This is a genomic window from Indolivaga capnocytophagoides, assembly GCF_036511535.1.
In the GTDB taxonomy this organism is placed as follows: Bacteria; Bacteroidota; Bacteroidia; order Bacteroidales; family Dysgonomonadaceae; genus Dysgonomonas_A; species Dysgonomonas_A capnocytophagoides.
Genome location: NZ_AP028867.1, coordinates 1,693,467 through 1,706,261 on the forward strand (window position 1 = coordinate 1,693,467; position 12,795 = coordinate 1,706,261).

The 12,795-nt window shown below is 38.0% G+C and carries 9 protein-coding genes; 4 read left to right on the forward strand and 5 right to left on the reverse strand.

The features are described from left to right. Positions 1-103 precede the first annotated feature (103 nt). Genes AABJ51_RS06910 through AABJ51_RS06925 form a run of 4 tightly spaced genes read left to right on the forward strand, consistent with a single transcriptional unit; the run spans position 104 to position 3,911 of the window. Entirely contained in the window at positions 104-1,576 is a 1,473-nt protein-coding gene (locus AABJ51_RS06910; RefSeq protein ID WP_134436408.1) for a hypothetical protein, read from the forward strand. Positions 1,577-1,613: 37 nt separating this feature from the next. Beyond that, positions 1,614-2,492 (forward strand): aldose 1-epimerase family protein, encoded by an 879-nt coding sequence (locus AABJ51_RS06915; RefSeq protein WP_338374957.1) that lies wholly within the window; start codon positions 1,614-1,616, stop codon positions 2,490-2,492. A gap of 52 nt (positions 2,493-2,544) precedes the next feature. Further along, entirely contained in the window at positions 2,545-3,216 is a 672-nt protein-coding gene (locus AABJ51_RS06920; RefSeq protein WP_338374960.1) for a class I SAM-dependent methyltransferase, read from the forward strand. Then, a complete protein-coding gene (locus tag AABJ51_RS06925; protein ID WP_338374962.1) occupies positions 3,213-3,911 on the forward strand; it encodes a VanW family protein in 699 nt (232 codons plus the stop codon). Before AABJ51_RS06920 ends, AABJ51_RS06925 begins: the two co-directional genes overlap by 4 nt. An 80-nt stretch (positions 3,912-3,991) precedes the next feature. Here AABJ51_RS06925 and AABJ51_RS06930 read toward each other — a convergent pair whose 3' ends face one another. The 5 genes from AABJ51_RS06930 to AABJ51_RS06950 form a co-directional block, all read right to left on the reverse strand. After that, positions 3,992-5,395, reverse strand: a complete 1,404-nt coding sequence (locus AABJ51_RS06930; protein ID WP_338374964.1) for an undecaprenyl-phosphate glucose phosphotransferase — start codon at positions 5,393-5,395, stop codon at positions 3,992-3,994. A gap of 650 nt (positions 5,396-6,045) precedes the next feature. Further along, positions 6,046-6,624 carry a UpxY family transcription antiterminator gene (locus AABJ51_RS06935; protein WP_246037415.1) on the reverse strand — a complete coding sequence of 193 codons (579 nt, stop codon included), beginning with the start codon at positions 6,622-6,624 and terminating at the stop codon, positions 6,046-6,048. A 470-nt stretch (positions 6,625-7,094) separates the two neighbouring features. Then, a complete protein-coding gene (locus AABJ51_RS06940; RefSeq protein WP_026627695.1) occupies positions 7,095-7,988 on the reverse strand; it encodes a helix-turn-helix transcriptional regulator in 894 nt (297 codons plus the stop codon). Between the two features lie 752 nt (positions 7,989-8,740). Beyond that, positions 8,741-10,966 carry a glycoside hydrolase family 3 C-terminal domain-containing protein gene (locus AABJ51_RS06945; protein ID WP_026627696.1) on the reverse strand — a complete coding sequence of 742 codons (2,226 nt, stop codon included), beginning with the start codon at positions 10,964-10,966 and terminating at the stop codon, positions 8,741-8,743. A gap of 242 nt (positions 10,967-11,208) precedes the next feature. Next, positions 11,209-12,660, reverse strand: coding sequence for an endo-1,6-beta-glucanase (locus AABJ51_RS06950; protein ID WP_338374970.1), 1,452 nt, complete (start codon positions 12,658-12,660; stop codon positions 11,209-11,211). Positions 12,661-12,795 lie beyond the last annotated feature (135 nt).

Below are 12,795 nucleotides of genomic sequence, written 5' to 3' on the forward strand. Positions count from 1 at the left end.
AGACCTTTTTATTAAATTAATAAACGAGTAGACAGCTTTACTATATGTAGCATATCATTAATACTTACTGTTACTTAAACCTAAAACTATTATCTTTGGCTGAATGATCGATATTAAGGTAAAAATACACGACAATTACTCATTTGAATTCAAAACATCATTTATAGCAACCCGCAAAACGGTTGATAGTGACATCAATGAGTTTAGCATCAATACATGGCTGTTTGTCCCCAATAGTATTGATATCAATCGTGGTACATACAGCAAAGATCAATTTTACAAAGACACCAAATCAAACGTAAGGCTTATTACGCCCGTATATACTTTACAGGAAATATATATGGGAGACAACGGTCCTTTGGGCAGATTGAAAGATGCGGCTAAAAAGCTCTCCGAATCACCTGATAACGAAGAATATCAAAAGAATTACATCTTTCAGATAAGAATGCTTTCATCCATCTTCAAAAGTGCATCACGGGATAGAGCCTTCTATATTATCGAAGAAGAAGACAATAATCTGATCGAGGAACTGGTAGATGAATATATACTTCATGTTTCGCATATTATGCAGCGTTACCGCGATTTACGGGTGATTATCAATAATGACTCGATATCGGAAGACAACAAGCAATACTATGGTTTTGGCGACGACTTTATAGGCAATATTTTGCAGCAGCAAACTTTCCGACTGATGAGAGGGCTCGAAAACAGATCACCTTACAAACAGGTGAAAGATAAGCTGTATCAACTCGTAGCAAACGAAGATTCGTATAAAAGAGAACAAGGCTATTCGATGCTCGATACGAAAGATGAGAGCAACAATTATCTGGTAGTAATGAGACGGGGTATACTTAAAAAGTTTATTGAAAGTGACTTATTCCTCATCACAAAAAAGACAAAAGACGGAGCCTTGGCCGAACAATTTTATTACGGAATAGCGGCAGGTACTTCGATGATATTCGCCACAGTTGTTTCGTTTTCGGCACAACTTCATTACGGTAATTTTACCATCCCCTTGTTTTTTGCTCTTGTGATCAGCTATATATTCAAAGACCGCATCAAAGATCTTATGCGTTTTTACTTCAGTACACAATTGGGTAAAAAATACTTCGACACCAAACGTCAACTCGATATACAACGCAACCCGATAGGATGGACAAAAGAAGCATTTGATTTTGCTATCGAATCGAAAGTTCCGGCAGAAGTTCTGAATATGCGCAAGCGGTCTCCATTGGTTGAAGCCGAAAATCAGATATATAACGAACAAATAATACTTTATAAAAAGCTGGTAAATCTGGAATCTTCAAAAATAAGTAATTATAAAGGATACCAGTTTATAGGAATAAATGATATAACACGATTCAATATCACTCACTATATCCTTAAAATGGATAACCCGAAAGTCCCTATTTACCTGCCTGATGAACAAGACGGATACATCCGGTTCTCGAGCGAAAAAGTATATGCTCTGCATTTTATACTAAGGTGCGAAGGACATGAAAACCTCTATTACAGAAAATTCAGGTTACTGTTCAACAGAGAAGGAATAAAAGAAATAACCGAACTAAAAGACTAAAGTCTTCAAAAAACCGATAAGATAAAGTACTCAATATATGAAAACCCTGATCAACGACAAATTATCAATAAAAGTAAAGCCCTTAGGAGCAGAACTTTCCAGCATCGTCAGTCTCGATAATGGACATGAATACCTCTGGCAGGCCGATCCTGCCTATTGGAAACGGCATTCGCCGGTACTCTTTCCCATAGTAGGCGGATTATGGAATAATGAATACAGGCATAATGGGCAGATTTACCCCATGTCTCAACACGGTTTTGCACGGGATGAAGAATTTTCACTGGTATACGAATCGGCTAACGAGATACGGTATAAACTCACGAATGACAGCAAAACGGAGCAAATATATCCATTTGCTTTCGAATTGGAGATAGCTTATAAACTGGAAGGAAATAGCGTTATTGTGATTTGGGACGTTATCAATACAGGACAGTCCGACTTATACTTTCAGATAGGCGCGCATCCTGCATTCAATTATCCCGAGCATAGTTCAGCAAGCCCTATCAAAGGCTATTTTACATTCGACCGCAATAACGATCTGAAATATATACTTATTGCCGAAAAAGGATGTGCGGATACTACGAAAGAATACGATCTGCAACTGACCGATAACCTTTTGCCTATAACAAATCACACATTTGACAACGATGCGCTGATATTCGAAAACAGCCAGATAAGCAAAGTTTCGCTGTTGGACGCAAACCGTAAGCCGTATATCAGCTTACAATTTGATTCGCCGTTAGTCGGGTTATGGGAACCTCCGCACAAAGACTCCCCATTCGTTTGCATAGAGCCTTGGTATGGACGTTGCGACAGAGTCGGATATTCAGGAGAGTTCAGCCAAAAAGACCGAATGAACAAGCTGGCTGTTCAGCATAAGTTCTCGGCTTCATACCGTATCATTATTGAAAAGTAAAACGATAGGGATTATTACACATACACTTTCGGTAAAGACAAACAATCTATATATGCAACACTCTATAAAATCGTACTATGACGAACTGGCTCCGGAATATGACAACGACAGGTTCGCCAATTCGTACGGAAAATACATCGATTATCAGGAAAAGAAGATCCTGCATAAATTACTGTTAAACAACAACAAGGATAAAACGCTGGATGTTGCATGCGGAACAGGCCGTTTTCTCAGATATGCCCGTTATGGATTAGACATCAGCCCCCAGATGCTGCAACAGGCTCAACAAAAATATCCGAGCCGTATGCTCTTTGAAGGCAGTGCTTTACAAATGCCTTTCGATAGCAATATGTTCGAGACTATTTTTTCGTTCCATCTACTTATGCATTTGGATAAAGATGATACCCGCCAGTTTTTGACAGAAACCGCACGTGTCGCAAAACAAGGTGCACGGCTTATCTTTGACTTTCCGTCTAAATACCGTCGCCAGATCATCAATTACCAGATAAAGGGTTGGCATGCATCCAACTCTCTTTCGTCAATGGAAGTGCAAGCAATGACTACAAAATGGATACTGAAAAAATCCTACGGATTGATGTTTTTTCCGATACATCGCTTCCCATCATCATGGCGGAGATACATCAGACGACTTGACCGTTGGATATGCCGCTCATGCCTGAAAAAATACGCATCATACACCATCGTTGTTTTAGAAAGAACATGAAAATAAAGAAGCTGATCCCCTCATCGTTGCGGTTGAGATACAAACTGATCAAACGTTATACAGAAGACCGGAACAAAGGAGTAATCTTCGCCTCTGTCAGAGTAACGGAATCACCGTTCGAACATTCTATTTCAGAAACACAAGAGATCAGAAAGTCTGAGTATTATCAGAATAAGATCGACAATATAAGACTGGGAACCAATCTAATAGAAAGGATTATCATAACTTCAGGAGAAACTTTTTCATTCTGGCGGGCAATAGGAAACCCATCTCCAGAAAAAGGCTTTAAGATGGGTCGCAACCTGATAGATGGCAAACTCAAGGCTGACTACGGTGGAGGACTGTGTCAGCTATCGGGCATCATTTACCTGTGTGCGCTGAAAGCAGGACTTAGTATAAATGAGCGTTATAACCATACGGTGGATATTTATACCGAAGAAGAACGATTTACTCCACTGGGAGCCGATGCAACAGTAGTATACGGATATAAAGACCTGAGAGTAGTAAACCCCTACCCTTTTGATATCAGATTCGAATTCGAAATACAAGATGGCTACATGTCCTGTAACCTGCTAAGTACAAAACCGATAACAGAGCGTACGGTTGAGTTCAGACGAAAGAAATACCTAAACAGAGTCGTTGTTGAAACATTTTCGGATAATAAGTATCTCAATACATCGGAATACCTTATCTAAAAAAAAAGGTTGCTACAAATTTATGTAACAACCTCCTGTAAAGTGGTATTAGATTTTATCTATTTTTATCCAAAGGATAATCAATATGCATTCTTTTCGCCTTGCAGCATATTGGTTATTGTATAAACCATGATGCGGATATCAAGCCAGAAGCTCCAATTCTCAAGATACCAGATATCATATATCACACGGCCTTCCATCTCAGGAAGAGTCTTGGTTTCTCCTCTATAGCCATTTACCTGTGCCCAGCCTGTAATACCGGGTTTTACCAAATGGCGAACCATATATTTATTGATTATTTTCGAATAGTCTTCTGTATGCTTCAACATATGCGGACGAGGCCCCACCAGACTCATTTCTCCCCGCCATACATTAATCAACTGAGGCAGTTCATCGAGATTGGTTTTTCTGAGGAAATTCCCTATTTTAGTCTTTCTTGGGTCATTCAGCGTAGCCTGTACCTTGTCGCTATCATTATTGACCTTCATACTTCTGAACTTATAGCAGCCAAAGCTTTTGCCGTTCAGACCAGTTCTTTGCTGACGAAAATAAATCGGACCCGGAGACGATATTTTAATTATACTTCCTATTATCAGGTACAGAAAAGGATATACAGTGCATAAAAATACGGTTGATACCGAAAAGTCTACAAAACGCTTTATAACCCGATTGGTTATTCTGCCCAAAGGCTCACGGCGAATGGCAAGTATTAGTACATCACCACATTTATCCACCGTCATTTTACGTTTCAGATAATTCCGTAAATTGGGAACACTGTAAAAACGCAGCAGGTTATTTTCGCAATAATTAATAATCGGTAATATCTCATCCCTATGTTTAGAAGGTAATCCGCAGAAGACATCATCTACCTTATTGCTCGATAACCACCCCACTACATCTTCCGGATATCCCAACCACGACACACCTTCGGGAAAACCTTCCAATTCTTCATTAAAAGAAAAGACTCCCAACAGATTATATCCCATCTCGGATTGTTTCAACGTTTGAATTATTTCCAGCATATTTCCACCATCTCCCACAACCACCGCAGATCTGCTGTTTCTACCATAACTTCTAACATTCAATATCCAAAGTCTTAACGAAAGCTGTGCTAATACAATAAAAGCAAAAGCCACGAGATAAAACGGTACAACATATTTGAGATGTATAGCAGGCAGCATAGCAATGCTAAGCCCCGATAAAAACAGGAAAAAAGCTATTATAATAATCCTCGATACATGAGATACTATAACCTCAGGACGTACTATCCGCTTTTGCAATATAGCCCCGGCTATAAACAAACTCATGATATACGATACATTGCAGATAAGCCAGTATTGAAATACATAAGAATCAAAGGCTTCGATTCTCCGTTCCGTACCCAATAAAAAATAGAACGCAACACACCAAATATTGAGAACTAGTAGATCAACAAATTGAGTCGAAATCCTAAAGTATGTACTTTTACTTAAAGCATTATTCATTTTCTTTCAAATTTTAAATGTTTAACTTAAGACTAAACACTGATTGGCAGAGCATTTTTCTCTAGTGATTATACTGGCTACCAAAAAGTTGCAAATCTGTTTAGTTTAAAAAACTGATTCATAAGAGTATCGTTTGTGTTAGATGATAGGTTGCTATTGTCTTTTAAGTAAAAGTGAATATTTTCTGATATCAAAAAATGATATTTCAAAAAAACTAAAAATAGTAGGTGTGCCTTGCAGACGAGCCGTTTGTAAAGGATAACCGGAGAAGAATAAGCTCTCCTTCAATCTTTCTTGTGTTCTAATCTCGATTATCGTACTTCCGAACGGAAAAAGAATACGTCTGCAAGTATACCTACATCAACCACTGATTCGTATCTTGGACTCTGTTATAATATTCTCTAATATGACACTATTATTAATAGTGTACACACAGGTGTACTAAATGGGGGGAAGATCGTTATATGGATACGGTAGCTGCACGTACTCGGTTTACTTCCCTTCTCAGTAAAACATTATCGCGTATGCCGTAAATTTTCAAGAACTCTGGTATATTTCAGAAAACCAGAGGTGCATGTTTTATATCGTTTGGTTCGAAAATTATCTCTATAATTTATCGTCAGTTTGTATATAATTAGAGGTGGAAAACTTTAAACCTCTGTCTCGCACAATATCGTCTGTTCATACATCCTCGGTTCTTCGAGCCTCTCCAGCTGATAAGGAGAAATATAAGCTGTGGCAACAGACATTAGACCATCTACAGATACAACAACACGCCTGTCTCCTCTGATCCGTAAAAATTCGCCGACAACTCCAGCTAAAGGCCCTTGGGTAATACGGACTTTGTCACCCCGACGTAAAAGAACTTCAGACGAATCGAGATATATCAATTGATCGTCATAAGTTTTAGCTACGCTCAAAAAATTATTCATCTGATTTTCGGGAACTACCATCGGTTCGTTGCGGACTCTATCCATCATATAACGTACCGGAAAACGCAACTCCACCTCAGTCTTTACCTTATTCAGAACAGCTCTTGATGTCTTGACAAAAACAAGATTGTTTACAACCGGAACCAACACTTTGATTTTCTGTCCTTTTTTCTCTACATACTTGTAATGCATCGGAATAAAATTTTCGATATCAATCGTATCCAGATGATTTTTAAACAACATTTCTCTGTTGTATGGTATACGCATTACATGCCATACGATTTCAGTATTTTTCACTTTCAAAAAAATTTGAGATAAATAAACTTCTTTCTATAAATTAAGGTCTCAGACCTATTTATTAATTAGACAAGCATAAATATAACAGCATGTTACCACTATGAAACACCTCATCAAACACTGCTATTACATAGTTCGGATCGGACGTACCTTGGGGACACCAGAATTTTTTAACCCTGTATCGATCTTTATTTTATTTATTCAGAAAATTATTGAAACCCCTCTCCTATCTCAGCATCAGGATAAAATATAGCAAAACGCTAAACAATCTTTAATCTCTATCTATTACTTTTATTAGTTACACACTCTACATTAACCATTTCGAAACAATATGATTCAATAAAATCCACTTAACTATCATATTGATTTATCCTATTACAAAAATAAGTCATTTGTAAATACCAACTGTTTCATAAATAATCACTTTTATGTCATATATAGACCTTTGATCATTCTTTCTATCATTTTCATCATCTAACCGCACCCGACGAACGTATTATTCCGGGAGTTGCACCCAAATATTTTTTACAGAATGTATTAAAATGAGATGTCGATGAGAAATTGTATTCTTCACATATCTGCTTGAATGATTTTTGTCCGTGATTAAGCTCATAATATATATCTTCGGCCTTTTTCATTTTAAGCCATTGGGCGGGAGCCATATTAAAAACTTTTTTGAAACGCTTTTTGAAGCCTGACAAACTATAATATGCCAAATCGGCCAGATCCTGCTCGGTTTTTACTTTGCGATACGCATTATATATAAAATCAGAAAACACTCTGTCGCTTGATAATATCGGTTTAAAGAAATTTTCGATTTGCTGGCTTGTATAGCTTATATTCATTATGCAGATAAACTCCTGCACCTTTATTTCCATATACTGCGGTGTACATAATCCGGCATCACTGCACTGGCTCAATAACGACACATACAATATCAACAGATTATTCATATCAAGCACCGACAATTCGTCGGATGATTGCTTTTTCTCATTCAGCTCTTTATGCGAATAAGCCGAAGCCATATTACTTACAGTCCGTGATTTTTGCCCCTGAAAACATCCCGAAAGATTGATATTATAAGGAATCTTAAGCAGTACCATTTCGGATCTCTCTTGTGCGACCCCCGTAAAGTTAGAACCCAATGGTATTACCAGCATTTGGTTTCTGTCCAGTTCTTTTTCATAATATTTCGACATAGAGAAGTTCACTCTACCGTTTCGGATAAAAAGTATTTTAGAGTCACCGGGTGCAATTTCTAGAACTTCACCCTGGTCGACAATAAAAGTCTGGATTATATCGTGATCATAACCAAACTTATCGTCCAATACCTTTAAGTAGTTTAGAGTAACATCCTTTACCATAACTTTGTATGTTCTTTATTTATTGATCCGGGAAAAGGCCTCAGACCTTTTTATTTACATAGACACACACGCAACAAGCCTTTCGTGCAATAGTTGATTTCCCGGTATGCCTAGTATTTTTATTTAAGATTAAAATGGAATGTGCTTGAACAAGCCCCTTATAGACCCACCATAGACTAATGAGAAAGTAGAGTTAGAGTTATTCTGGGAATTCTTGGGGACACCAAAGATCTTATGTCCTCGGATAACCACTTTTATTTAAATAGAATCTATCTAAAGTATTCATTTTCTATCTCAGCGTCAGAATAAATTAGAAATACGAATTGAACCATCGAGTGCAGCGGCCAACACAACTATAGCAGCACTTCAGGTCTTCTTAAAATAATTACTCTCTATATTCTTATAACAAACACTTAATTATATATCATCAGCTACATTGAACTGATATACAGAAAAATATCCAAGAAGAAAACTTTGATTTCTTTCAATATAAAATATCTTTCTTTTTACGATTTTATATAGAAAAAAGATTATGAAATGATCTTTCTGATATAAGCTCGAGACTATGGAAACATATAAGACTTATATTTTGTTTATCGGCGTGTTCGTTTTTTTTTTAAGAAAAACTGATATTTTTTAATATCACACTGATATATATCAGATTATCCGAATAAAAATAATTCAAAAAAAAATCCTGCTACCGAATAAATCTGGGTAACAGGATTTTTTTCCTTATTTCAAAAATTGAATCCTTATTTCAAAGTAAATTTCACTTTTGATTTTATATCCGAAGACGAAGCACCGATCAGAGCCTCGAAATCTCCGTTTTCGGCAACCCATTCATGCTTAGCTGCATCGAAAAAGCTTAAAGCCGATTTGTCGATAGACATCGTAACTTCTTTTTCTTCACCTGCTTTCAGATATACTTTCTCAAAACCTTTCAACTCCTTTAATGGACGGGGCAATGAGCTTTTCAGATCACTTATATAAAGCTGAACAATCTCAGCTCCGTCTCTTGCTCCTGTATTCTTCACTTTCACGGTAAATGAGATCTTTCCGTCACGGGTAACTTCTTTTTTATCGGCTGTTACTTTACCGTATTCAAACGTAGTATAGCTCAATCCGTATCCGAAACTGAACAATGATTTAATCTTTTCTTTATCAACCCAACGGTAACCGACAAAGATACCTTCTTTATAATCAGCTTCTTTATTTACACCGGGATAAGCATCCAGTTTATGAGCACCAACATCATCCAATTTTACAGGAAATGTAAACGGCAGTTTACCCGAAGGATTTACATCACCAAGCAGGATAGAAGCCAATGCTGTACCCGATTCTGTTCCGTTATACCAAGTCTGAACGATAGATGGTACTTCTTTGACCCAAGGCATTGCAACAGCATTACCCGACACATTCACCACTACCAGATTCTTATTTGCTTTAACCAGTTCCGAGATCAATTTATCCTGATCATAAGGTAAGCCCAAAGACTTACGATCATGCCCTTCGCTGTCCTGATTATCACTTTTATTAAGACCTCCGATAAAGATAACCACATCAGCAGATTTAGCCTGATTTACAGCATCGGCTATCAATTCCGATTCTGAACGAGTTTCAGTCAAATCCTGTCCCGAGTGTACACCATTGTAATTTCCGCTGGCATCACCTACATATCCTCTTGCATAAACAACCTCAGCCTGAGATCCTACACGCTTTTTAATTCCGTCTAAAGGAGATACTTCGTATCTGGCTTTCAACGAAGAACTTCCTCCGCCGACAGTCATCGCTTTGATGGCATTTTCACCTACAACCAATATTTTTTTAGTCTTATTGAGGTCGAGAGGCAATACTGCATTATCGTTTTTAAGAAGTACAATTCCTTCTTCTGCAATATGACGTCCTGCCAAGGCATGTTCATCAGTACCAAACGATCCCCAAGGACGTTTTGTATTCATTGTTGTACGGAATGCAAGACGAAGAATATTGCGGACTTTTTTGTCTACTTCTTCCTCTTTCACTTCGCCTGATTTCAATAATTTCAAAAACGGTTTAGACAGATAATAGTTATCATAAGCGTTGCTTGTTCCTTCGCTCAGACCATTTGTCCAAGAACCGAATTCCATGTCCAAGCCATGATAAATTGCTTCCTGAGTACTGTTTACACCACCCCAGTCAGACACAACAACTCCATCAAAACCCCATTCGCCGCGAAGAATGTCATTCAGCAAATATTGATTGTGGCAAGCCCACTGACCTTTGTACTTATTATAAGCTCCCATAATAGCCCAGGCTTTTCCTTCCTGCACAGCAGCTTTAAAAGCAGGCAGATATATTTCGTACAAAGTACGGTCGTCTACATTTACATTTACAGTGTGACGGTCCACCTCCTGATTATTCAGGGCAAAGTGCTTTACACATGCGGCAACACCATTGGCCTGTACGCCCTGAATGTAAGGTACAACCATTTTTGAAGCTAAAAACGGATCTTCTCCCATATACTCGAAGTTACGTCCGTTTAATGGAGTACGGTAAATATTTACACCAGGACCCAGTAATACATTTTTGTTTCTGTAACGGGCCTCTTCTCCTATCGATTTTCCGTACAGAGCCGACATATCTTTATTCCATGTGGCAGCCAAAGCCGTAAGTGCAGGAAAAGCGATACAAGAATCGTTAGTCCATCCTGCCTGATCCCACTCGTCCCACAATACTTCGGGACGTATACCATGAGGGCCGTCTGTCATCCAGTTTTCGGGTATTCCCAAGCGAGGTACACCCGCCGAACTGAATTTAGACTGAGCATGACACATCGCCACTTTTTCTTCCAGAGTCATTCGGGAAAGAGCATCCTCTACCCGCTGTTCTATTGGTTTGCTCTCATCCAGATATACCGGAATGGAATTCTGCGCTATCACAGGCATAGCAACCGAAGCCATAAAGAGAAAACTCAATAATAATTTCACTTGATTTAGCATGATTTAGTTATTTGAGATTAAAGATCATAAGATCTGTATTTATGATTATTTTTCATGGATTGCAAACTGATGACCGAGTTTATGCCTATTCGAGGTCTCAAAAAGATTCTCTTGTATTCGGTTTGTAGTATATCTGTAAACAAAAATACAATAAAACCTCCGATATATAAGTACTCAACAGTACATACCGACCTCACAAAAACCTCTCAACTTACACATAAAACACACAAGGCGGATGATTCTTATTTCCAGATACAAGATATAACAGACTGAGCAGGTACAATATAGCTGAACGCTTTATCGCCAAGTGCTACCGTTACCGTTTTTTGCTCCTGATTTTCGTTCAGCAAAACAACAGAATAACTTTTATCGGGATTCTCAAACGCCGAATAATATATCTTCTCATCTGTTTTTCCTTCCGATTTTATACGGAAACTTCCGGGTTTAATAACTTTCGAAAGATGAGCCATCGTATAATAATGGCTGTTCTTATCCATAGTCTTATAATCATTAGAATCAATAGTTATACAACCCAGGCAAATATCACATCCTCCGGGACGGTCCGGTCCGTGGTTATCATCAAGCATATAATTCCACATGATCACAGCTTTATTGAAGTTATTGATACTGCCTATACAAACCTCACGCATATTCCACATCAGATCTTTAGCAAAAGAATACCCTTCACCCCATAATCCGATAGACATTTCGGTAAAATACAGGTTCTTATCGGGATAAGCATTATGCACAGTCAGCAGTTCTTCTTTTTCACCTCCATAAGCATGGTACGCAGCTCCGTCAATGTATTTCGCGGCATTAGCATCTTCATATATTTTTACCGGATATTGTCCCTGGTCGTAATTCTCTGATTTATCGTTATCATAATTGTAGTTATGGTCATACACTACAATCTTTGTTTTGATACCGGCTTTTTCGAAAGCAGGGCCCAGAGCGTCTCTGACAAAATCACGCTGCTCCTGCCATGTCATATACAAAGACATCGAATTACCCCGATTGAGAGGTTCATTCTGAATAGTCGTCGCATCAATCTTGAAACCTTCCTTTTCCATAGCCTGAATGTATTTTACAAAGTAAGCGGCATAATCCTGATAGTATTTAGGATTGAGCTGTCCACTTGTCCACGAATCGAAAGGCTTCAGTTCTTTCAGGTTATTTACCTTCATCCATTTCGGACAAGACCAAGGTGAGGCCATTATTTTCACTTCGGGATTGATTGCTTTTATTTCTTTCAGGATAGGGAAAAGGTCTCGCTTATCATATTCGTTAATCGCGAAATTCTCTAATCCCGGTTTGTCGCAATAAGTGTATTCATCTAACGAAAAGTCGGACGCTCCGAGAGATATACGAATATAACTGTATCCGTATCCGTCTTTCGGATCGAAAGTTTCTTTTAATATGGCAGTTCTATCTGCCGGAGCCATCTTCAACAGATTATAGCAACTTGATCCGGTTATTGCAGCACCAAAACCATCCATTTCCTGATATTTCTCTTCAGGATGCAATGTTATAATATTATCCGTAGACTCGACATCTGATTTTGCCATAAGCATAACCGAGTCTTTTTGCATGGTCTTTGTTTTATCGGCAGTAGTGGTATATATATCCACAACAGACTTTTCGGTACATGCAAATAATAGTGAACAGCTTATCGCAAGATAAAAGATTTTTTTCATGAGGTTCTCGTTATCTGAAGGTCTCAGACCTATTTATTGATTCACAAAGTATAAAAACGACAGAACTCTATACACCTGTATATATGTCATTAATACTTGCTTTTATTAAAAAGGAAGATCGCATAATTAGTTTAT

Coding starts and splice junctions, on each gene's coding strand:
- AABJ51_RS06910 (WP_134436408.1), top strand. CDS start 104: ATGATCGATATTAAGGTAAAAATACACGACAATTACTCATTTGAATTC.
- AABJ51_RS06915 (WP_338374957.1), top strand. CDS start 1,614: ATGAAAACCCTGATCAACGACAAATTATCAATAAAAGTAAAGCCCTTA.
- AABJ51_RS06920 (WP_338374960.1), top strand. CDS start 2,545: ATGCAACACTCTATAAAATCGTACTATGACGAACTGGCTCCGGAATAT.
- AABJ51_RS06925 (WP_338374962.1), top strand. CDS start 3,213: ATGAAAATAAAGAAGCTGATCCCCTCATCGTTGCGGTTGAGATACAAA.
- AABJ51_RS06930 (WP_338374964.1), bottom strand. CDS start 5,395: ATGAATAATGCTTTAAGTAAAAGTACATACTTTAGGATTTCGACTCAA.
- AABJ51_RS06940 (WP_026627695.1), bottom strand. CDS start 7,988: ATGGTAAAGGATGTTACTCTAAACTACTTAAAGGTATTGGACGATAAG.
- AABJ51_RS06945 (WP_026627696.1), bottom strand. CDS start 10,966: ATGCTAAATCAAGTGAAATTATTATTGAGTTTTCTCTTTATGGCTTCG.
- AABJ51_RS06950 (WP_338374970.1), bottom strand. CDS start 12,660: ATGAAAAAAATCTTTTATCTTGCGATAAGCTGTTCACTATTATTTGCA.